The 23194-nt window shown below is 38.4% G+C and carries 19 protein-coding genes and 2 pseudogenes; 9 read left to right on the top strand and 12 right to left on the bottom strand.

Features of this window, described 5'->3' with window-relative positions; translation table 11 throughout:
- Positions 1-19: 19 nt before the first annotated feature.
- Positions 20-1057 (top strand): adenosine deaminase, encoded by a 1038-nt coding sequence (locus DSM106972_RS00605; protein ID WP_127077871.1) that lies wholly within the window; start codon positions 20-22, stop codon positions 1055-1057.
- Between the two features lie 128 nt (positions 1058-1185).
- Here DSM106972_RS00605 and DSM106972_RS00600 read toward each other — a convergent pair whose 3' ends face one another.
- Positions 1186-1521, bottom strand: a complete 336-nt coding sequence (locus DSM106972_RS00600) for a rhodanese-like domain-containing protein (RefSeq protein WP_127077869.1) — start codon at positions 1519-1521, stop codon at positions 1186-1188.
- Positions 1522-1724: 203 nt separating this feature from the next.
- On the opposite strand from DSM106972_RS00600, the gene mutL reads away from it, so the two are divergent.
- Entirely contained in the window at positions 1725-3479 is a 1755-nt protein-coding gene (mutL, locus tag DSM106972_RS00595) for a DNA mismatch repair endonuclease MutL (protein WP_127077867.1), read from the top strand.
- Between the two features lie 141 nt (positions 3480-3620).
- Here mutL and DSM106972_RS00590 read toward each other — a convergent pair whose 3' ends face one another.
- Positions 3621-3878 carry a hypothetical protein gene (locus DSM106972_RS00590; protein ID WP_186538559.1) on the bottom strand — a complete coding sequence of 86 codons (258 nt, stop codon included), beginning with the start codon at positions 3876-3878 and terminating at the stop codon, positions 3621-3623.
- Between the two features lie 174 nt (positions 3879-4052).
- On the bottom strand, positions 4053-5147 hold the full coding sequence (locus DSM106972_RS00585) for a glycoside hydrolase family 3 N-terminal domain-containing protein (protein ID WP_127077865.1): 1095 nt from the start codon (positions 5145-5147) through the stop codon (positions 4053-4055).
- Between the two features lie 179 nt (positions 5148-5326).
- Here DSM106972_RS00585 and DSM106972_RS00580 point away from each other — a divergent pair, with 179 nt between their 5' ends.
- Both DSM106972_RS00580 and DSM106972_RS00575 read left to right on the top strand, forming a co-directional pair.
- Positions 5327-5875 carry a coiled-coil domain-containing protein gene (locus DSM106972_RS00580; RefSeq protein ID WP_127077863.1) on the top strand — a complete coding sequence of 183 codons (549 nt, stop codon included), beginning with the start codon at positions 5327-5329 and terminating at the stop codon, positions 5873-5875.
- A gap of 46 nt (positions 5876-5921) precedes the next feature.
- Positions 5922-7040: a tetratricopeptide repeat protein gene (locus tag DSM106972_RS00575; protein WP_127077861.1), complete on the top strand. Its 1119-nt coding sequence runs from the start codon at positions 5922-5924 to the stop codon at positions 7038-7040.
- Here the strand turns inward: DSM106972_RS00575 and DSM106972_RS00570 are convergent.
- From DSM106972_RS00570 to DSM106972_RS00560, 3 genes are all read right to left on the bottom strand, one after another.
- Positions 7035-7922 carry a GAF domain-containing sensor histidine kinase gene (locus DSM106972_RS00570; RefSeq protein WP_127077860.1) on the bottom strand — a complete coding sequence of 296 codons (888 nt, stop codon included), beginning with the start codon at positions 7920-7922 and terminating at the stop codon, positions 7035-7037. The two genes, DSM106972_RS00575 and DSM106972_RS00570, sit on opposite strands and share 6 nt — an antisense overlap.
- On the bottom strand, positions 7894-8733 hold the full coding sequence (locus DSM106972_RS00565; protein WP_127077858.1) for a response regulator: 840 nt from the start codon (positions 8731-8733) through the stop codon (positions 7894-7896). The genes DSM106972_RS00570 and DSM106972_RS00565 overlap by 29 nt, the downstream gene beginning before the upstream one ends.
- A gap of 295 nt (positions 8734-9028) precedes the next feature.
- Positions 9029-13069, bottom strand: a complete 4041-nt coding sequence (locus tag DSM106972_RS00560; protein WP_127077856.1) for a chemotaxis protein CheB — start codon at positions 13067-13069, stop codon at positions 9029-9031.
- A 267-nt stretch (positions 13070-13336) separates the two neighbouring features.
- On the opposite strand from DSM106972_RS00560, the gene DSM106972_RS00555 reads away from it, so the two are divergent.
- Positions 13337-14008 carry an HD domain-containing protein gene (locus tag DSM106972_RS00555; protein ID WP_127077854.1) on the top strand — a complete coding sequence of 224 codons (672 nt, stop codon included), beginning with the start codon at positions 13337-13339 and terminating at the stop codon, positions 14006-14008.
- 36 nt (positions 14009-14044) lie between these two features.
- Here DSM106972_RS00555 and DSM106972_RS00550 read toward each other — a convergent pair whose 3' ends face one another.
- Positions 14045-16300: a GAF domain-containing sensor histidine kinase gene (locus tag DSM106972_RS00550; RefSeq protein ID WP_127077852.1), complete on the bottom strand. Its 2256-nt coding sequence runs from the start codon at positions 16298-16300 to the stop codon at positions 14045-14047.
- Between the two features lie 507 nt (positions 16301-16807).
- On the opposite strand from DSM106972_RS00550, the gene DSM106972_RS00545 reads away from it, so the two are divergent.
- Entirely contained in the window at positions 16808-17458 is a 651-nt protein-coding gene (locus tag DSM106972_RS00545) for a response regulator (RefSeq protein ID WP_127077850.1), read from the top strand.
- A 29-nt stretch (positions 17459-17487) separates the two neighbouring features.
- Here the strand turns inward: DSM106972_RS00545 and DSM106972_RS00540 are convergent, their stop codons facing one another.
- Positions 17488-17916, bottom strand: a complete 429-nt coding sequence (locus tag DSM106972_RS00540; RefSeq protein WP_127077848.1) for a nucleoside deaminase — start codon at positions 17914-17916, stop codon at positions 17488-17490.
- A 43-nt stretch (positions 17917-17959) separates the two neighbouring features.
- Here DSM106972_RS00540 and DSM106972_RS00535 point away from each other — a divergent pair, with 43 nt between their 5' ends.
- The 3 genes from DSM106972_RS00535 (at position 17960) to DSM106972_RS00525 (ending at position 21676) form a co-directional block, all read left to right on the top strand.
- Complete coding sequence (locus DSM106972_RS00535) at positions 17960-18733, top strand: ion transporter (RefSeq protein ID WP_127077847.1); 774 nt, start codon at positions 17960-17962, stop codon at positions 18731-18733.
- A complete protein-coding gene (locus DSM106972_RS00530) occupies positions 18712-19917 on the top strand; it encodes a tetratricopeptide repeat protein (protein WP_127077845.1) in 1206 nt (401 codons plus the stop codon). The genes DSM106972_RS00535 and DSM106972_RS00530 overlap by 22 nt, the downstream gene beginning before the upstream one ends.
- A gap of 64 nt (positions 19918-19981) precedes the next feature.
- Positions 19982-21676: a DUF1565 domain-containing protein gene (locus DSM106972_RS00525; RefSeq protein ID WP_127077843.1), complete on the top strand. Its 1695-nt coding sequence runs from the start codon at positions 19982-19984 to the stop codon at positions 21674-21676.
- Positions 21677-21816: 140 nt separating this feature from the next.
- On the opposite strand, the pseudogene DSM106972_RS00520 reads toward DSM106972_RS00525, so the two are convergent.
- The 4 genes and pseudogenes from DSM106972_RS00520 to DSM106972_RS00505 form a co-directional block, all read right to left on the bottom strand.
- Positions 21817-22008: pseudogene (locus tag DSM106972_RS00520) on the bottom strand (sodium:calcium exchanger); the annotation flags it as partial.
- 134 nt (positions 22009-22142) lie between these two features.
- Positions 22143-22559 (bottom strand): annotated as a pseudogene (locus DSM106972_RS00515) (type II toxin-antitoxin system VapC family toxin).
- Entirely contained in the window at positions 22556-22840 is a 285-nt protein-coding gene (locus tag DSM106972_RS00510) for a hypothetical protein (protein ID WP_127077841.1), read from the bottom strand. Before DSM106972_RS00510 ends, DSM106972_RS00515 begins: the two are co-directional and overlap by 4 nt.
- Before the next feature lie 112 nt (positions 22841-22952).
- Positions 22953-23156, bottom strand: coding sequence for a hypothetical protein (locus tag DSM106972_RS00505; protein ID WP_127077839.1), 204 nt, complete (start codon positions 23154-23156; stop codon positions 22953-22955).
- Positions 23157-23194: the final 38 nt, after the last annotated feature.

The following is a 23194-nucleotide window of genomic DNA, read 5'->3' as shown; positions in this document are numbered from 1 at the left end:
TATATTAAAAAGTGGCATTATGGCATTATATGCGGAATTGCATCGGCATTTGGGAGGTTCGGTAGTACCTCGCGTACTATGGAGATATTTCCAGCGTCATTCCGAGGATATGGTATCCCGCTTTAATGATTACTCAACATTTGAAGAATTTTATACAAAACCTCGTAATACACTGGATGAATATCTCGAATTACACACATTAGTTGAAAGTGTTCAAACTGTAGAAACTCTCCCTTATTTTATTTATCGCTTATTGAGAGGCGCCTACATATTTGAAAATCTGGCGTACTTAGAATTGCGTTATACTCCATATTTACGCACACCCGAACACCTGAGTCAATCAGAACGAATTGACAAAATGAGAGAAATAGTTGAGGTAGTGGGTAAAGCGAGTCAAATACCAGAGTATCCCATTGTCACAAGTCAAATATTGTGTATGCACGCACGTTTACCATATGAGGTAAATAAAGCAATAGTTGACCTAGCAGCAGAAAACAAAAACTTCGTATGTGGGGTAGATGTAGCAGGAGGAGATAGTTACTACGCAGAAAGGTTAGAAGAGTGGATACAACTTTATAACTATGCACTGTCATTAGGAGTCAAAACTACTGGACATCTATATGAGACAACAGCAGGTTGTTATCCAGAACTATTACCTTGTTTAATGCGTATCGGACACGGGATTCAAGTTCCTCTATTACATCCTGAGTTGTTACCTGAACTAGCACAGCGTGGACAATGTTTAGAAGTTTGTCCGACAACTTATATTAAGACGGGTACATTAGAAGATATTCGTCAATTAAAAACAGTATTTGACCGTTGTTTTGAAGCAGGAGTAGATATAGCAATTTGTACGGATAACGCAGGACTACATAACGTGCGTTTACCGTTTGAGTATGAGAATTTGTTAACCTACGACATCATTAATTTTCAACAACTACAAGCTTGTCAAGATGCTGCGTTTAAACACGCTTTCGCTTGGCCCTACGGTCAACGTCCCGCATCGCTATTAAATGGAATACTCAATACTCCACCAGTATTGGTACCCACACCATAAAAAAGATGTAAAAAACTTGTCATTCTGAGCGCAGCGAAGAATCTTAAAATTTCAATAGTAATGAGATGCTTCACTACGTTCAGCATGACATCATCAAAAAAACAACTACCAATGAAAATGTAATAATATTATACGCCTTCTACTGCTCCACCAGCAGTTTGCCAAGCGCTCAAACCACCAATGATTTCAGAGACGTGTATAAATCCAGCATCGCGGAGTAATTGTGCTGCATGAGCAGTTTGTTCGTCGTTTTCACCGTAAACGTAAATATCACGTTTTTGGTGTAAACTAGCTTTCGCGCGCGATGCTAAGTCATCAATAGGCATTGGCATGGCGCCTGTAATGTGACCGTGGTTGTAGGTAAAACGGTCGCGAACATCCACAATTGTCAGACCGGGTTGTCCCCATTCTAAACGCGCTCTTAAATCATGAGCATCAGTGTGAGCAACGAGATGATTCAGCATGTATTTATTTTTCCTTGTACTACCAACAGCAATTTATCAAGAAATTGCCGCTATATAAGTGATTTTTAGAATTAATAAATATTTTTATTCATTTCAATAATTTGGTATTGCTTTTAGTAACAAAATGTAAATTTATATTTGTAACTAAACTTAATAAATTAAACAATTGTATTGGGGTTTACTTTTGCCGTACACTATATGTTATGGCTAACACGATTCAAACTTTACCCCAAGAAGTCGTACATCTGATTACGGCAGGAGAAGTAATTGACTCGTTTGCGGCTGTAGTTCGGGAGCTTGTTGAAAATTCTCTCGACGCAGGTGCAACGCGAATTGTAGTGTATTTATATCCTGAGCAGTGGCGAATTCGCGTAGCTGATAACGGTTGCGGAATGAACTACGAAGATTTGCAGTATGCAGCGAGCGCCCACAGTACAAGTAAAATACATAACGGCGCCGATTTGTGGAAAATTCACAGTTTAGGGTTTAGAGGAGAAGCGCTACATAGTTTAACAATGTTGGCAGACCTAGAAATTATGAGTCGTCCAACAAATTGTTATATTGGCGCCGATATAAATAGCTGTGGTTTTAAAGTTATATATAGTAACGGTGGAGAAACACACGAAATAGCAGCAACCGCAATGGCGCCGGGTACAGTTGTGACAGTATCAAATTTATTTGGTTATTGTAAAGCACGTAGACAAGGATTACCAAATACATCACAGCAACTCAAAGCAGTACAAGAAACAATTCATCAAATAGCCTTATGTCATCCGCAAGTAACATGGCAAGTGTGGCATAATGACCGTCTCTGGATAAATACGAGTCCAGCAGCAACAATGGGTAAATTATTACCACAAATATTAAATCGAGTTCGGCAAGGAGACTTACACGAATTAACTTTAGAGTTAGCTTCATATGCGTGTAGAGATAACATATATTTAGTGATTGGATTACCCGACAGATGTCACCGTCATCGTCCCGACTGGGTAAGACTAGCAGTTAATAAGCGCATGGTTAAAGCAGCTGAACTCGAACAGACAGTACTTTCAGCATTTCATCGAACATTACCACGTGACCGCTTTCCAGTTTGCTTACTACACTTATCAATATCTCCCGAACACATCAACTGGAACCGCAACCCCACCAAAAGCGAAATTTATTTAAATAACCTGCATTACTGGCAAGAACAAATAAATCAAGCCATCGAACAAGCACTGCGTATAAACTCCGACACATTAAACGAAACAGTACAAACCAGTCGAGTTAGTAAACTTATTACAACAGCCGAAAAACAAAACACCTATCGTACCAGTCGTTCAATTCAAACAATACCAAAAACAGAAACAGAGGCTAAGGATACAATAAACTCATTACCAGAAACACTGCCCACTCAGAACTCAGAACTCAGCACTCAGCACTATTTTAAAGTCGTAGCTCAAATCAACAACATGTATATACTTGTTGAACATCCTGGTGGAGTATGGCTAGTAGAACAACACATTGCCCACGAACGAGTATTATACGAACAAATATGTGATGACTGGCAACTAGTTCCAATCGAACCGCCATTAATTCTATATCAACTATCGAAAGCAAACGTAGAACAACTACAACGCATAGGACTAGAAATAGAACCCTTCGGAGAAAACATGCAGGCAGTACGCACAGTACCCGCAATGCTCAAAGCGCGCTCTGACTGTCATCAAGCCATCCTCGAACTTAGCCAAGGAGGAGACCTAAAAGCAGCACAAGTTGCCGTAGCATGTCGCAGTGCCATACGTAACGGTACACATTTAACCATAGAAGAAATGCAAACCTTAATCGAACAATGGCAACGTACCCGTAACCCCCGCACATGTCCCCACGGGCGCCCCATCAGCTTATCACTACTAGAAACATCCCTATCCAAATACTTCAAAAGACACTGGGTAATAGGAAAAAGCCACGGCATCTGAAAAAAACCTCGTCGTAATAAGCACTTCAGTGCTTCAAAACCTCAAAACCTTAAAATTGTGCTTGTTACACCAGAAGAACCACGTCCGAAATTTGGAAGTGCCAAAGGTCTAATTGAAATGTCAGAAGATTTTAATAAACCATTATTGAGTTAAAATATACGTATCTAGGCACTTAAGCGTATATCGAGCGCGTGCTTTCATCACCATTAAATAATCCGCATCCACTAGCAAGCGGTCTAATTCAATCACCTCATCAGAACACAGTTGCGACTCCGCATTTCGAGCGATTAAATCATTCAAATGACCTTGCTCTGCTGTAGACAATTTAAAATTTGCCAACGCGCGCAACTCATCAACACTCAAACCAACCAAACAATCCGCATCTAGTACCACAGACATTTCATTTCTCAAAGAAGATATTTGAATCTAGTTTAGCAACTTTATTTTCTATCGAGAGGCGCCTTTCTTCACGCAACTCTCATCTCTGTTACCTCTGTGTCTCTGTGGTATTTATAGAGGCGGGCTTTCTATGCCCGCTCCACAAGATACAAGATACAAGATACAAGATAAATGTTACAAGTCACTAAAAACACAATCAATTACTAAAGAAGCATGGCGCCTTAAAACATCTTTACTCAGCAAATGCGCTTCATACTGTCCAGTCATAGCTAAAAGTTTATCAACTCGTCTGAACGCAGTTTCGACAATTTGTTCATCAAGACTACCATTATTAATTGAGTCAGCAAAATCTTGAGCTATGGCAATAGTTCTTTCAATTGAGGATGAAGGTAAATTGCGCGATACCATTAGTAAATCGCAGCCTGCGTTAAATGTTTGTGTTACCGTTCCTGGTTTTGCGTACATATCCGCAACGGCTTTCATATCTAAATCATCCGATACTATTACCCCTTTAAATCCCAATTCTTCGCGAAGTATACCTGTTAATATTGTTTTTGATAATGTTGCTGGCACATTCGCATCTATCTTAGGGAATAAAATATGTGCCGTCATTACCATTGGAACTTCGGCGCCAATTAAAGCTTGAAAAGGTAAAAGTTCGCGTGCCTGTAGTTCTTCTTTGGTTAAATGCAGTACAGGTAACTCTAAATGCGAATCGGTACTTGTATCACCATGTCCAGGAAAATGTTTCGCGCAACCAATTATACCTCCATCACGCAGCCCAGCTAAATATGATATGGCGCCAACGCTAGCAGACTCGGGAGTAGTGCCAAAAGCACGTGTGCCAATAATTGGATTATTTGGATTAGAATAAATATCAGCATCAGGCGCCCATGAAACATTGATACCCATCGATTTAAGTTCGATAGCAGCACATGCAGCAATACTAAGTGCATTTTTTGAAGCTAAATACGCTTCGGGAAAACGAGTAATTGGCATTGGGGGACGATGAACACGACCACCTTCATGGTCAAGCGACATAAACATGTCATCACGTTCTGCGTATTCCCGAATTTGCGCGCTTAGTGATTTAAATGTTTCTAGCCAAACTTCGTAAGGGCGCCCAGTCACAAAGTTTTTACCGTAAAATACTATTCCTATGGGCTTCACAGTACTGAGTAACTTTTTATCGTCGTCGTTTAATTGGGTGCCAGAAATACCAATAAGCAGGTGATTGCCGAATTTCTCTAGTTGAGATGGGGTGGACATTGCTTTCTCCCGTAGTTGTATTTTAAATACGTGCTAGCAGATGATAACCTGCACAGGCAAGATGCCTGTGCTACAAGACACAATAAATTAGATATATATCGAATCAGAGTAGTCAAGTACCCAAAAGAAGGGTTTTTTATTAAAATAGTTTGTAACCATGATTACATGAAAAATAATTTATGTATAAAAATATAAAAAAATGTAAAATTAATGACAAGGAAGTAATAAATGAGGAAAGTAATGAAGAATTATTAGCTGCACGAGAGGAGATAGAATTTTTACACCAGTTAATAGAGACTCAAAACTCACATATCTATAATCTTGAAAACCAATTGCTTGAGGTAAATCAGGAGTTAGAAGTTATAAATGATGAATTAGCAAAGACGCTGATGGCAGGGGTGAGTTTTGATGAGGCTAAAGCAATAGCTAAAACAATGTTGAATTCTTCTGAATGTACTAGTGAGTTAGTGGAAAAGTTACTCAATATTATCTATGGCGTATCAGAAGAACCCCAAGAATTGAAAGAGAAAGTAAAGTTTAATATTAAAATGAGCCAAGTTAATAATCAGCTTACTAATAAAATTATTACTCAATCACGGGAGCTTAAGAATAGCTCAACACAAATACGAAGTCAATATCAAGAGCTAGGTTGTAGATTTATTACTTTTAAAGCTCATTTAAATAAAATTCAAGAACACTTAAATAATTCCAATAAATCGTCCGTGTAGAATAATAGTATAATTAGTTATACAGCATTAAATAGAGTTGATGCTTATGGAACACGATTTAACAGCGCAAGAATTACTCTCTGAAGGCGCCCGTCTACTAGAAGCACGCGAATTCGAGAAGGCAATAGCACCCCTAGATGCAGCTATCACACATGACCCAAACTACAGCGATGCTTGGAGTTGTCGAGGTTTAGTATTAGGACATCTCAAACGTCACACTGAGTCAATAGAAAATTTTAATCGGGCTTTAGAACTAAACCCCAAAGACCGTCGTGCCTGGTTTAATCGCGGTTTAATATTGGCTGAATTAGGTAAACATCTTGAAGCAATTCAAGGTTTTGAGCAACTACTAATATTATATCCTTATGACTACGAAGCTTGGGATTCAAAAGGGAACTCGTTATTTGAATTAGGGCGCCATACCGAAGCTTTAAACGCTTATGAACGAGCAATAGAATTTAACCCTAGCTATTACAAAGCTTTTACAAATCGCGGCAACGCATTAATCAACTTAAAACGTTTTAAAGCAGGTATTCGCAGTTACGACCAAGCCATAAGTATCCAACCCGATGACCCAGCAGTATGGTTTAATCGTGGTTGTGGTTTCATGGTTTCGGGAGAACCACAAGAAGCACTAAAAAGTTTTGATAAAGCCATTGAAGTTGACGCCACATATGCACCAGGTTGGGCAAACCGTGGACATATGTTAAGTCAAATGGGAAATGACGCAGAAGCATTACCTTGTTACGACCGTGCATTAAAACTACAACCCAATGATACAAAAACCTGGTATAATCGCGGCATCACTTTACGGCGCCTAGGCAAAACTAAGGAAGCAATAGATTCTTACAAAAAATCTGTAGAAGTAGACCCAAATAACTACGAAGCTTGGGACAATCGAGGTTACGCTCTGACCAAACTCGGTAAATACCAAGAAGCACATCAAAACATTGACCGTTCGCTAGAAATAAAACCCAACCATGTAAATGGTATGTATAACAAAGGTTATTGTTATGCATGTCAAGGCAAAACAAGTTTGGCTGTCGATTGGATTGCCAAAGCAATTGCAATAAATCCTAACAAATATTTACCCGCAGCAAGAACCGACCCCGACTTAGAAACTCTACGCCACAATAAACGATTTCAAAAAATTTTAAAATTATGATAGAGTGCAATGGTGGTTAGGTAATTTAATTGTAAACTTTGTTTGCCCTTTATAGCTTTCTAATTCCAAAGAGGCGCCTATAACTTCCACCATTTTTTTTACTAATGTTAACCCTAACCCAGTTCCACCATGTTGCCAAGGGTCATTATCAGGAATACGATAAAACTGGTCAAAAATACGATGTTGTTCTTTTTCAGGAATTACTACACCTGAATTTGTCACACTTAACTCTATAGCTTGGTCGGTAACTCTAGCTTGTAATCCAATAGTCTCTCCTGGTCCCGTATATTTACACGCATTAGTTAGTAGCTCAACTACAATATGTTCTAAAGAAGCAGCATGAGAACTTAATAGCGGTAAATGTTCTGGTAAGTCTATTAATAAATGTTGCTGCTGTTGTTGAATCCGCGCTGAAAATGATTGAATAATTTCGGGAATAAAGATTTGTAAATTTATTAACTCTGATGTAAACACTTCTGATTTAACATCTAAATAACATAGCATCAGTAAATTTTCGATTAATCTATTATGGCGCCGAGCAGAAGAAGTAAAAATTTCTAAAACGCGCGCAAATTTTGGAGATTTATAGTGAGGATAGTCAGATTGAAGTAACTTTTCTAAAGTTTGCATCGCAAGTTGCATACTGCTCATTGGACTCCGCAACTCGTGAGAAATAGTTTTTAGAAAATCATCTTTAAGACGGTTAAGCTTTTCTAATTCTTTAACTTGTTGTTGCGATGCTTCGTAAAGTCGAGCTTGACGTATCGCAATCGCACATTGACTCGCGACTTGCTGTACTAGTTGCACCTCTAACTCTTCAAATACAGCTTCACTAGGTTTTAATAACCAAAGATTACCAAGAATACCTTTTGCTGCCACCATTTTCAAAAATTGGACAAGCTAATTTAGTATACTTACTATCTAGACTAGTACTGACAAATTGTAAAGGAATTTTTTTTAATAGCTGTTGATATATCGGTTCTATAACTTGTCGTACTTTGCCATGATATCGTAAGTGTTCTCTTGGCGCCTCTTTACTATCTTCTTTAATATACTCATATACAACAGTTGCCATCGTCAGTTTTTCATCATAAAGTTCTATCTGACAACTATCTGTATTTAAAACTTTGACTAACTCCTCTGTAACTGTTTGCAATATTTGAGTTTCATCTAAACTATCGCGAATCTTTTCTGTTATTTTCCCTACTAAAGCTTGTTGACGCTCAACTCGTGTACGTGCGTACACTTCTTGCTGTAACTTCTCATTTTGACATGCTAACGAGAAGCTCATTTTTTTGAGGGTCAAATGCGTTTGAATACGTGCTAAAAGTTCTCGATGTTCAATTGGTTTTGTAACATAATCAATTCCTCCCATCTCAAAACCCTTAACTTTGTTGACAGTTTCAGAAAGTGCCGTCAAAAAGATTACAGGAATATGTTGAGTCTCAGATTTCGCTTTCAATAAACGACAAACCTCAAAACCATCGATACCCGGCATTAAAATATCTAACAAGATTAAATCAGGAAGAATCGAGTTTGCTATTTTTAAAGCATTTTCGCCGTTTTGTACCGCTAAAACTCGAAATCCATAACTTTCTAGCAACGCGAACAAAACCTGCAAATTACTAGGATGGTCATCCACAATCAAAATTGTGTCAGCATTTGACTTGACATTGGTATTGTTCGAGTCCATCGCGAAACCTCACCTTACTTAAATTGCGTTCCGCTTATGTTGTACAAATAGCTTCAGCGGTTTGGCTTCAGATAAATTCCTCTACCATCAATGTACCGCATAAAACCAATTTCTTAACTTTCTTTTTATATTCTACCTGTATCTAAGGTGATTAAACATAATTGCCATAAGTTATAAAATCTTAAATAAATTTGATAAAAGTTAGGATGAGAGACATTCTAGAGTAATGCAGCATATTTGGCAACGGATAAAACGGATGTAACGGATGGTTTATCTGTAACATCCGTTACATCCGTTATAATCCGTTGCCCAAGAATTGGTGTAGAAAGTGTTGAAGTTGGTTTACTTGCAGGTTTTCTGCTAGCTGTCGCACTGACTGAACGAATGGTGTAAATTGGGCGCCAAGTTGTTCTAAGATAGAGGCTTGTTCTAAAATTCCTCGAATGTCACCTTGTATTGCAAGGTCGTAGAGTTGATTTAAGTTTTCGGTGCTGGGTGGAACGATAGAAGGTGAAATTGAGTCATTAGAAACTTCGTCTTGTGTGGGTACTGGTTCACAGGTTATCCATTCCAGGTTTAGATAAGCTTTTAATATAGATAATAACTCTGAAAAACGTACTGGTTTAGGAAGGAAAGCGTTGCAACCTGCTTCGATACACGCAGTTTGTTCAAGAGGAAGCTGAAGTGCAGAAGTTGCAATTATAACTATATTTTTGCTCATGTCTTGCCGTCGAAGTCTTTGGGTTACTTCTAAACCGTTGACTTCTGGCATTATCCAGTCGAGTAAAATTAAGTCGGGTTGATTTTCATTCGCTTGCTGTATAGCTTCTCCCCCATCACTAGCTTGACTAACATCAAAACCTAATAGTTCTAAAAAATTCACAATAAACGTTCGGTTATTGGTTTTGTCATCTACGACTAAAATCTTTCGTATGGCGCCTTCATAACCTATAATTTTTTGGTCGTTATCTAATTGTCGTACAGCATTGTAATTTTCTGGTAAGTCTAAATCAAACCAAAATACGCTTCCTGTTCCTTGAAGACTGGTAACTTGAATCTTTCCACCCATTTGCTGGACAATATTTTGACTAATAGTCAAACCGAGTCCTGTACCCTCTTGCGAAGAATTATTTTGATTCAACTGTTGAAAAGGTAAAAAGATATCGATTAATTTATCGCTAGGTATCCCAATACCTGTGTCTGTAATTTTAAACCGAATTTTTGTTTGATTGCTTGATTTAAAATCTGGTTCAAAATCTTTGACATAGCCAACTTGAAATAATACACTCCCAAAGTTTGTAAATTTGATGGCATTGCTTAATAAATTCAACAGAACTTGACGCAACCGAGTTTCATCGCTACATATAACCACAGGTAGCAGTGACAGCGCTTGATATTTAAAATCAAGACCTTTTTGCTGTGCGCGTAATCTTACCATCGCGATTAAATTATCGAGAAATGCCAGAAAATGAAAATCATTAACTTCTATTTCAAGTTTTCCAGCTTCGATTTTTGCTAAGTACAAAATATCATTAATAAGTGTCAGTAAATGTTGTCCTGACTGATGAATTATTTCAAGCTCTTGATAACTTGAATTTATATCTGTATCACGTTGCAGTATTTGTGTAAATCCTAAAATTGCATTTAAAGGAGTTCTAAGTTCATGACTAATATGAGCGATAAAAGCACTTTTCGCACGGTTTGCAGCTTCAGCAGATTCTTTCGCTTGCGCTAGTTCTGCTGTACGTTCGGCAACTCGTTGTTCTAGCTCTTCGTTAACCCCTCGCAAAGCTACTTCTGCTTGAATCAGCTTTTGCTGTACTTGTTTTATTTCATCGATATCAACGAACGTTAGTACTACACCATCGAGGCGCCCATCTTCTTGTAAGTAAGGGTTAGCACGCATCAATAAGTTAAAGCCAAAGTTAGACCCAGCTCTAGAAATTTTGACTTCTTGCTCGACTTGTCGCTGAGTTTCGATAACTTGTTGTAGTTTTGCGAGTAAATCACTGCAATTTAAATTATGGGTGATATGCTCTAATGGGCGCCCAATATCAGCTTCAACTAAATTAATAGCTACGGTAGCAGCAGGAGTAAACTTGCGAATTTTGAGCGAGCTATCTAGAAAAACAACACCAATATCTGTACTACGTAGTAAATTATCGATATCGTTATTAAGTTCGGTTAATTCCTCGATTTTAGATTGAAACTCCGCGTTAACAGTATAAAGCTCTTCATTCACAGAGTGTAACTCCTCGTTAGTGCTTTGCAATTCTTCATTCGAGGCAATTAACTCTTCGTTCGTTGCTTGCTGTTCTTCGTTGGTTGTCTCCAACTCTTCAATAACTGCTTGCAAATTTTCGCGTGTTTGCTGAAGCTCATACTCTAACTCCATTATTCTTTGCGATGCTTCGTTGTCTGCTTCAAAACGTTCGCTGTCGGTGGGTTGTGGTCTTGTATCCTCCTGAATTATGACCATTAAAAAATCACTCGCGAGTTTGTTCGTTTCGTGATATGTAACTTTCAAAGTCACAACGCGACTATCATCTTCCCCTAATTTTATTCCACTGTAGGCAACTAGGCGCCGCTCCCGCGAAGCACGATGCAATGCAGTACTCAAAGCTAGCTGCAAACTCGGAACAACTAACTTTGAAACGTCAGTACTAGCTCGACCTGTAGAAAATTGAAGTATTTCGAGCGAATGATTAAAGATGTGAAAAAGCTGAAAATCTCGGTCTACAAGTAAGCAAGTCGCATTTTGTTCAGATAGAAAAACGCTGAATGCTTCATTAAGTATAGGCTCAAGTCGTGCTTCAGCGGTTTGTTGCGGTTTTGACTGAGGTAAAAAATTGCTCCTAGAAATCTTTTCGACTCTAAGAGTAGGAATGGGTAAACGTACCTCACGTCGCTTTTGGTAAATTTTACTTTTCTTGCTTAGTGGTTTAAACTCTTCTTCGATATTTCCGAGCGTTTCAGCTTCCCCTAAGAATAATACTCCTTGCGACAATAGCGAAAAGTGTAAATTTCGTAAAACCTGCTGTTGTAATTCCGACTGCATATAAATAAGGACATTACGGCAAGTTATCATGTTCATGCGCGTAAAACCCGCATCCTTCGTTATATCGTGAGGGGCAAACAGCACTCGCTCGCGCAATTTACGAATAACTTGGTAAGATTGTTCTCTACGAATAAAGTAGCGCTGCAAACGTTCGGATGTAACGTCATTAGCAATTGTTTCAGGATAAACCCCGTTTGTTGCCTTATCTAAAGCTTCTTTGTCTATATCTGTAGCAAAAATCTTGACTCGAACTTGCTTATCCATTCTTTCCATCGCTTCTTCGAGCAATATCGCGAGCGAATAAGCTTCTTCACCGGTTGCACAAGCTGTCACCCAAAACCGTATTTCCTCTCCAGGTAAGATGCGCTCTATCAACTGCGGTATTACCGATGTCTCCAAATACTTCCATGCTTCCGGGTCACGGAAAAAGTGAGTCACACTAATTAATAAATCATGACGAAGTATCGAGCGTTCTTCTGAAGAAACCTCTAACAAGCTGATATACTCTTCTAAATTATTACAGCCACTAATCAAACAACGGCGATGAATACGGCGAGTGAGTGTACTCGTTTTATAATGTGAAAAGTCTGTTTGCTCATATTTAGCAAGAATATTCGCCACTAATTGAAGTTTATGCGATTCAAACGGTTGAAGTTGGCTTCTGCTTGATACTGGTATTTCAACGAATGAACGTATTAGTTGATACACAAATGCAGCCAAAGCAGGCGCCGAAAGAACTTGGTCAACAACACCCGTAGCAATTGCAGTACGAGGCATTCCATCAAATTCAGCGGTTGCGGGGTCTTGTGCCATTGCGAACCCACCAGCTTCATTTATTGCTCTTAACCCGTTGCTACCATCACTACCCGTTCCCGACAAAATTATTCCAACTGCGTATTCCGCACAGTTTCTTGCCAAAGACTCAAAAAATATATCAATCGGAAAATTTAACCCGTGACGGTTTCTGTCTTCTTGCTCGAGCAAATGTAACTGATTATTTTCCACCACTAAATTCTTACCTGGTGGAATTAAATATATCGAATTTGCTTCTAACATCATTCCTTCAGTCACCCGATAAATCGCCATTCGCGTCCGACGCTCCAGCAATTCCTTCATCAAGCTCTTAAAATCGGGCGATAAATGCTGTATTACCACAAACGCGGCGCCGCTACAAAAGGGCATATTCTCCAAAAACTCTTCCAAAGCACGCAGTCCCCCCGCAGATGCTCCAATCCCGACTACGAATAATTGTGTTTGACTTGATTTTTGGTTCGTCATACCTACTCTGTAACTTCAAATCTCGAATGTTAATTTATTATTAATTTTTGTTAAGTATTATCAATAATCATTATAAAGCATCAGAAACCGGGTTTCTTTGTCAAAACTTGTAATAAAAATAAAGATTCTGGGTAGAAACCCGGTTTCTTGAGTTATATAAGTAAAACTTGTAATAAAAATAAAGATTTGTCTGCGACAATGAATGGGTAGAAACCCGGTTTCTTGAGTTATATAAGTAAAAGTAATATATTATATTAAAAAACATTAATGTTACTACAAAATAAATGGCGGCGCCTGCTAAAATTATTTGAGATTGATGAAAATATAATCAATCAGACTTTTAGTGAAATAGCAACAGTATACGAGTGTCCAGGTCGTTATTACCACAACTTAAAACATATTAAAGAAGTATTAGAAATTATAGATAATCTACAAAGTAAGTATAAATTAGATGCATCATTACAGTTTGCCGCTTGGTTTCACGACATTATTTACGATACACAAGCGCATGATAACGAAGAAAAAAGTGCGGAATATGCGCGAAAATTATTATCATTACTAAATATTCCTAGCTCGACTATAGATAAAACCTGTCGGTTGATTTTAACAACAAAGCATCATAAAGCATCTGAAGATGATTTGGAAAGTCAAATATTACTCGATGCTGATTTAGCGATATTAGGATGTAACCCACAGCGATATAGTGAGTACATGTTGGGTATTCGTCAAGAGTATGGTTGGGCGCCGGAAAAAGACTACAGTACTAAGAGAAGCGAAGTATTGCAAAAGTTTTTACAGCGCGCGAGAATATTTTCAACTTTGGAATTATATCAGCAATTAGAATTGATAGCTCGAAATAATATCAAAGCCGAAATTATAGCGTTAGAATCCCCCCCTACCCCCCTTAATAAGGGGGGAGAAGACAAGAAGTATTTTTAGCTTCCTCTAAAGAAGAGTTATTTTTAGCCCCCCTTATTAAGGGGGGTTGGGGGGATCAAGTATTGGAATTTTAATTACAAACTCAGTACCCTGTCCAGGTTCAGATATACATTCTAACTTTCCGTTATGCTTTTCAACAATAATTTGTTTACTAATTGAAAGCCCAAGACCAGTACCTTTACCAACTGGCTTAGTAGTAAAAAAGGCGTTAAAAATTTTGTCTTTCTTTTCATTAGGAATACCCGAACCATTATCGCTAATTTTTATGATTGCGTGTGTATTGCTATATAAAGAAGTAGAAATACGAATAGTTGGTTTATTTACATGCTGACGCGGCGCCTTTTGAACATTTAGCAAGAAAAAGTCTTCTAATGCGTCGATAGCATTAGCAATCAAATTCATAAAAACTTGATTAAGCTGACCAGGGTAACATTTAATTAAAGGCAGAGCGCTATATTGTTTAATAATATTAATGCCAGGGTTATGACCACTGGCTTTAATTCGATGATGTAAAATAAGCAAAACACTATCGATAATGGAGTGAATATTAACATTCTGAGTAGTAGTATCATCAATGCGCGAGAAGCATCGTAAACCGTGAATAATTTCATAAATTCTATCGGTACCAGTTTGCATAGAAGACAGTATTTTAGGAAAGTCTTCTTTGAGATAATCTAGTTCGATAGCTTCAGCTTGTTTTTGTATTTCTGGCTCAGGAATAGGGTAGTATTTTTGATAAAGTTCAAGAAGCTCAAGAAGATTACTAGCATATTCGTTAGCAAAATTGATATTATTGCAAATAAAATTAATCGGGTTATTGATTTCGTGTGCAACCCCCGCAACCAATTGTCCTAACGATGACATTTTCTCGGTTTGAATAAGTTGGGTTTGGGTACGCTGCAATTTGTACAACGTTTGTTCGAGTTCAGATGCTTTGTATCGCAGTTGCGTTTCCGAATGTTCAAGAGCTGCTTGAGTACGTTTTGATTCGGTGATATCCATTACCAAGCCATCCCAGAGGATATCACCGTTTGGTTGTTTTGCGGGACGAGCGGCGCCTTTTATCCACTTTTCTTTACCAGAAGCTGTGACAATTCTTCCCTCCCATTCCCAAGGTTCTAATTGAGTAGCACTGCGATGAATAGAAGTAGCTAAACGAACGCGCTCACTACTTAGGACAATATCGAATAGCCTTTTTGGGTTTTGCTGAATTTCAAAAGGAGTAAGCTCGTATATTTCGTAACAGCTAGGACTCACAAATGGAAATGAGTAGGAACTATCTGATTTTAACAAAAATTGATAAATGGCGCCTGGTATATTTGCAGCAAGCTGTTGAAATTGTGCCTGCGTTTGTTTAAGGGTAGACTCAGCACGTGCAAGTTCAATAGCAACTGCTGCCAAATGAACCGCTTTAATAATTAGCTGTTTATCAGCATCGTTAGGAGTACGAGGTTGGTCGTAATAAACAGCAAACATCCCCAGTAATTCGCCGCTTTTCGTCAAAATAGGCAATGACCAGCAGGAACGCAACCCAAATTTTAAAGCGAAATCTCGATTTTGACTCCACAATGCGTCTTTTGAAATATCCTCTACAATTACTGACTCTTTAGTTCTCGCTGCCATAGTACAAGAACACGCATCGGCGCCAATATCAATACCATTCATGACTTGTACATATGTATCTGGTAAACTAGGAGCGGCGCCGTGATACAACTGTTTATTTTTCGGGTCTAACAGTAAAAACGAACACTTCATCTCCTTAGATAACCCTTCAATAACTAGAGCTAAGGCATTTAGCACTTCAGAAAGAGGAGTTCCTCGCACTATTAATTCTAAGACCTGGTTTTGCCCGATTAATATGGCTTCTGCGGTTTGCCGTTCTAATTCGAGTTTTTGTGACTGTAGCTGTCGCGATTTTACAGATTCGACCTCAAAGCTAATACTTTCGTGTAACCGACTAATTTCTGATGTCAAAATAATATCACTTACCCCTGCTTTCAAGGAGCGAACAGCGTCAACAGCATTAATTTGGTCGGCAATCAAAATTAACGGTATCGAATTAGAAGCTGCACGTAAAATTCTTAATATATCGACATGACACAAATTAGTATCACCGAAATCAGCGATAATCACATTCCAGTTGCTTGAAAATATCAGGTTCTCAAAATCAACCACAGTATTCACTTGCTGCCTTGCGACTATATACGACCGGACGTTGTTTAGTTGTTCAAATACTAAATCCGTATTTGTACCCGATTGCAATAGTAGTATGTGCAACGCTTGATTCACCATTTGCTCCTTCTCAAGCCTGCTGTCTAAAAAAATGTTTACAAATTAGGCAGTTGAAAACGCGCTCCTAACCTAGCTTCATAATGTAAAGTACAAGCCAATACACCGCTGACACAAGAAATCTAGCACTACACGTTTTCAAAGTTATTGCCAAATTATTTTTATTCTATTATCTCCCAAACATTTTTGCACTTGCTGTTTTTGATAATACATTTGATTTGCTTAGGTCAAGGATAATAATTTTTTTTAATTATTTATTGTCCCTTTTTTTATGCCAAAAAATAAAAATATATTAAGGAGACCAAGGGTTTTAGCTTATTTTATATTAACTTGATTTATACTTGCTAGTTTACCCATACTGTGTAGCAATACATCAAAGCCAGATTCATTCATTGGAATTAGCTTGATATTTGCTGGTTAGATAAACTATTAGATAAGACTTGAAGAAACCCGAAGAAACCAGGTTTCTAGGATTTTAAACATGGAACAACTATTTTATACTTAAACCTTATGATAAAAGTGCTGCTGGTAGATGACCAATACTTGATACGTCAAGGGTTGAGAGCTTTATTAGAACTAGAGCCAGATTTAGAAATTGTAGGAGAAGCTGAGAATGGCAGGGAAGCGATTGATTTAATAGCCCAGTTACATCCTGATGTAGTATTAATGGATATGCGAATGCCAGTTATGGATGGAGTAGGCGCCCAGCGAGAAATTCAGCAAAGATTTAGCAATACAAAAACACTAGTCTTAACAACATTCGACGATACAGAGTATGTAGCAGCAGCTTTACAGTATGGAGCAATGGGTTATTTACTCAAAGATACTCCATCAGAGGAGTTAGCGGTAGCAATTCGTGCAGTACATCGAGGTTACACACATTTGGGGCCAGGAATAGCTAAAAAACTATTTGCATTCTCTCAGGACGTAGAACCAACACCTCCACCACCAGCTTTAGAACAACTAACCCCACGTGAAAAAGAAGTATTACGGTTAATTGCAAATGGCGCCAGTAATCGCGAGATAGCCAAACAGTTATATATTTCTGAAGGAACAGTAAAAAATCATGTTACAAATATTCTCAACCGATTAAACTTGCGCGACCGCACTCAAGCAGCTTTATTTGCCAAATCATATTCATCTTTTCTCGAAGATACCTAAATCTAGGTAGGGCTATGCCTCACATACTATTATGTTTGAAACAAATCCATACATTCAAAGCGTAAAACTCCGCGTGTGACTGTAATATTTTTAAAACTCTTGGCAATTATTTCTTCACAAGAGATATCGATTTGTGATTGTTTTACTTCCATTAAATCTTTAATCGAGGCGCCGTAAACAATTTGTGATATTCCCGTCCATACACAAGCGGTGGCACACATTGGACAAGGCTCACCAGTTGTATAAATTGTATATCCTTCTAAAGAAGTATTTTTTAGATTAGCTGTTAATTTACGAATGGCGTTAATTTCTGCATGTGCGGTAGGGTTACAGTCTTGTCGCACGGTGTTATGGGCAACGGTAACAACTTCGTTATTTTTGACAATTACTGCACCATAGGGTGCATCACCTTTTTTTGCCGCTTCAAGTGCTATACGCATAAAATATTCATTATCCATATAATTTATCTCATGGGTTCTTTTTCTTCATTAAACAGTATTTATGCTACTGAGTAGAGAAAAAATCAATTTCTACCTCAAAGACCTTGACACACCAGCGGGAAAGATTATCAATCTAGCTATAGCTGGTTTAGTACTGATTTCATCTGGTATTTTTGTTGTTCAAACGTATACTTTACGTGCGGATTTTAATGAGTATCTAAATATAGTAGATAAAATTATTTTGGTAATTTTTGTCTTTGAATATGGTTTGCGGTTGTGGAGTAATAACTTTAATATTAGAGATTTATTAAGTTTTTATTCGATTATAGATTTACTAGCAATTTTACCTTTCTTTTTAGGCGCCACCGATATCAGTTATATTCGTTTACTACGTTGGTTCAGAATTTTACGTCTCATCAGGTTTGTAGATAGCAAGTACATGTTTGGTATCAGTAATGAAGATGGCGCCATTTTTGCACGGATACTATTTACATTATTTGCGATTATCTTTGTATTTTCTGGGTTAATCTACCAAGTCGAGCATCCAGTTAACCCTACTAGCTTTAGAACTTTTTTAGATGCATTTTACTTTTCGGTCGTTACAATGACGACAGTCGGATTTGGAGATGTAACACCGATATCGCAACCAGGACGTTTGCTTACAGTTTTTATGATTCTGACAGGAATAGCACTTGTTCCTTGGCAGATAGGTGATTTAATTAAACGATTGGTTAAATCAACAACTCAAATCGAAACCATTTGTACTGGTTGTGGTTTAGCGTTTCATGATGCAGATGCCCAGTTTTGTAAAAGATGTGGTACAAAGTTGGGTTAGTAGTGGCAACGGATAAAACTGATGTAACGGATAGTTTTATTAATTTTTTGTGGGGAATAAATATGAAGGTGTCGAAAATTTTAGGTTTGATTTTTATATTAGGTGGTATTTTTGGTTTTTCACAGGCGCCTGTAAGTGCAATGAGTCAAAGGTTGGTAGCAGCAGGTGATAATGTTGAGAGTGATACGTTGCCGACTATTAGTAGGAATGCGTTTTTCTATTTTTTGCGAGGTAACGAACGTTATAGTAGGGGAGATAAACGTGGAGCAATCGAAAATTTTAATCAAGCCTTAAAGTTAAAGCCTGATTTTGCCGAGGTTTATTATAATCGGGGTTTAGCGCGTGCGGAGTTGGGAGATAATTTAGGTGCGGTGGAAGATTTTAATGAAGCGCTACTAATAAATCCAGGTTATGCTGCTGCTTATAATAACCGAGGTAATGTGCGTAAGGAGTCTGGAGACGCAAAGGGAGCAATTGCAGATTATAATAAAGCGCTGCGGCTAAATCCTAATGATGCGGAAACATATAATAATCGTGGACGTGCGCGTTACAGCTTGGGAGAAATGCAAGCAGCAGTAAGCGATTATAATCAAGCGTTACAACTGAATCCGAAATTAGCAGAAGTTTACCTGAACCGTGCCAATGCGCGGGTAGACTTACAAGATATGGAAGGGGCAATGTCCGATTATAATCAAGCGTTACAGCTTAATCCCAAAGATTATCAAGCATATTACAATCGTGGATTAACTCGACGTGAGTTAGGTGATATGCAGGGGGCAGTTGCTGATTATACCCAAGCGTTGCAAGTGAATCCGAATTACGTTGATGCTTATAATAACCGGGGAACTACGCATTTACAAATGGGCAACAAGCCAGCGGCAATAGCTGATTTTAATCAAGCTTTGCTGCTCAACCCTAATCTTGCTGAAGCTTACTATAACAGAGGCAGAGCGCGCGCGGATATGGGAAATAAAAAAGGTGCGATTCAAGATTATAGTAGAGCGTTAAAAATAAATCCTGAGCTTGCTCAAGCTTATGGAAATAGAGGAGTTGCTCATTTTCAACTTGGTGACAGAAATAACGGCACTGCTGATTTACAGAAAGCTGCCCAAATGTTTAAACAGCAAGGACTTCCTGAATTTTCTCAGCGTGCGCTAGAAATCATCAAAAAGTTTGATAATTAAACACATTTACTCCCAATATTGTTTGTTGGGGGTAGTATGTTGATGTCTCGATAAATGTATAAATATGCCTCAAATTTACGTAAACCCGGTTAGTGGGAACGATAACGCCAATGGTAGCCAACAGGCGCCGTTAAAAACGATTACAAAAGCGCTTGAACGTGCAAGTGCAGGTATAACTATTCAGTTAGCTGATGGGAACTATAATACTACAAGTGGAGAAAAATTCCCTCTAAATATTCCAGGTGGCATTACAATTACAGGCAATGAAGCAAAAAAAGGTAGTGGAATTGTCATTGAAGGAAGCGGAGAATACTTAAGTCGTTTTTTCGCTCGCCAGAATGTAACTATACTAATGAATAGTGGCGCCGAGCTACGGGGTGTTACAGTTACGAACCCAGCAACTCGCGGAACAGGAGTTTGGATAGAATTAACAACTCCCTTAGTTGCCAACTGTACTTTTATAAAATGTAAGCGCGAAGGAGTTTTTGTATCTGGTGATGCCAACCCAATTGTTCGAGATAATATTTGTACTGAGAACGCAGCCAATGGAATTGCAATAGCAAAAAACGGTAAAGGTGATATACGTAATAACTCGTGCTTTAAAACTGGTTTTGGTATTGTAGTTAGCGATACAGCATCACCAAGATTAACCGACAACAAAATTTACGAAAACCGTTCAGGTTTTATTATCTCTAACGACGCGCGTCCAATATTGCGAACCAACGTATGTGAACGCAACGTTCAAGATGGTATGACTGTGATATCCAATGCTCTACCCGACATTGGTAGTACAAATAGCCCAGGTGGTAACATTTTCCGTAACAACGGTCAATTTGATATACAAAACGTTGGTTCCAATAAATTAGTATCAGTCGGAAACCAAATAGACCCAGCAAAATGCAAAGGAGAGATTGAAGTCGGGAATCAGGCGCCAACCCCTGTACCCACCCCTACACCAACACCCGTACCAACCCCTGTACCAATTCCCGTACCAACCCCTACACCACCACCAAACCCAACACCAGCACCAGTTCCGGCGCCACAACCTGAACCCGAACCTGAACCCGAACCTGAGCCAGTACCAGTGCCAGTACCAGTGCCAGTACCAATTCCTGTACCACCTCCAGCACCTCCAACACCCGTACCAGTACCAGTTCCAATTCCCGTACCACCTCCATCACCAGACAATAGTGAATTAAAAGATATAAATGGACATTGGGCAGAAGCATTTATTCGAGAATTAAATAAACTTGGTATAGTTACTGGGTTCCGCGATAAGACATTTAAACCAGATGCAACAATGACACGCGCACAGTATGCAGCGTTGTTAGTAAAAGCTTTTAACCCAACTGTGAAACGTCAACCGATAAAATTTAGAGACGTACCTGAAAGTTTTTGGGCACATGGCGCCATTCAACAAGCTTACCAAGGACAATTTCTCTCTGGATATCCAAACAATACATTCCGTCCTAACGAAAATATTCAACGAGTGCAAATAATAGTTTCGTTAGTTAACGGACTTGGACTTACCACTGCTACAAAATCACTCAAATCTTACGACGACCAAGGAAACATACCCAATTATGCAAAAGATGAAGTAGTAATAGCTAGTGACAAACGAATCATTGTGAATTATCCAAATATCAAACAACTTAACCCGACTCGCGAAGCAACACGCGCAGAAGTGGTGGCAATGGTGTATCAAGCTTTAGTAGATGCAAAACGTGTAGCAGCAATAGACTCTCCTTATATAGCTTAGATGTTAAGAAGTTGTGGCACAGGCATCCCTGCCTGTGCAATACGTATAATTCTTTTTACCACTAAGGCACATAGGACACAGAGGAACGAACCGCTGCATAGCGCTGCATAGCGCAAAGAAATAATTAAGATATAACCTAATTAACTACCTATTGGTCGAATGCTGCGATATCTATCGGTGCGAATATTTGTAATAACATTACGTATATGGCTTTCTTGTTCACCAAGAGTTGTGAGCAAGTGTCTACTGAGTTCTAATGCTGCTTCAAATTCTGGCTGCACAACTTCTTTGGCGCCCATCTGCGTCAAAATGTCAATTTCGCTGTTGTAGTGCTCATCAAAATTAAAGTCATAACCCGTTTATAGTATAATTGAGCCTATCTTTGGCATGAGCTTAAAGAAAAGGTGTAATAGAGAGTAAAAGGTTTATATTCGCCTTTACTCTCTATGAAAGCAAATCATTTTTACTAAGTATTTGTTAACTCTTGAATTAACTGCTCAGGAGTTATAATTCGCGGAGTCGTAATAGGATAATCTCTTGGGTTACGGGTAATAATCGCGTCTAAATTATTGTTGACAGCAGTACTATATTGAATAGCATCTTCAAAGTCTTTAAAGTTGCTGTTAAGTGCCATATTGATTGAAACGCTATCGACGTTAGCAATTTAGCAAAAAAGAACTAATTGTCTTAAATAAGTAATTGTCCACTCTCGACCTCTTGCTTTACGAATAATGTAATATAAATCACTAAAAGTTGAAGCTGAAATAAACCCTTCAACCCGTCTTTGTTCAATGAGTACTAAAACTTGCTCGCTTGTTTGCCAAAAAGGTTCGCGTTCAAGGGCATCATCGACAATAATATTAGTATCTAATAAAACTTTCACAAATTATATTTCTCCTTTAAAGCTTCCCACCTTGCTTCCAGAGGGTCAAAATCCGGAGGAACAGGAGGAGCATTTTCAAATAATCCCTCAAATGCTTTGACTTTAGACTTTCTTTTTGGTCTAGCTAATGGTGGCTCGCTTTTCTCTTCCGTGAAGCTAGCAATAGGTTCAAGATTTTGTAAAATAATCAATTCCACTTTACCAGGAGCGATGGTCAAAGGTTCGTCGAGAACTAAACTGCCTGATTCATCAATTGTTGCATTCAGTTTATAAGCTTGCATATCAAATTTCCTTTTTGCCTCAATATTAAATTATAAAAGAAGCATCATAGCTTATGCTTCTCGTCTAAATCTTTCCTGAAATTTTACTAGCGCCTTTCATGTGGGAGCTACATTAAATATCATCGGGTAAAATCCACTTGGGTGGTTCGGTTAATTTTTTGAGTCGTGCAGCTTCTGCCATTTCTATCATTTTATCGAGTGAGGTGTCTTCGATAAACTTGGATGCTGCTTCGCGAACTTCTTTGTTGGGACAATTTTCATCACCCAATACACAGCCATTAACGCATTGTACTTTGCAGTTGATTTCTTGTTCCACAGTGAATCTCCTCTCTATGCAGTGCTGGCCAACAGGTT

The organism is Dulcicalothrix desertica PCC 7102 (genome assembly GCF_003991905.1).
GTDB classification, from domain to species: Bacteria; Cyanobacteriota; Cyanobacteriia; order Cyanobacteriales; family Nostocaceae; genus Dulcicalothrix; species Dulcicalothrix desertica.
Note: the sequence above shows the minus strand (reverse complement) of the source record. Positions and strands in the feature narration are given on the sequence as shown.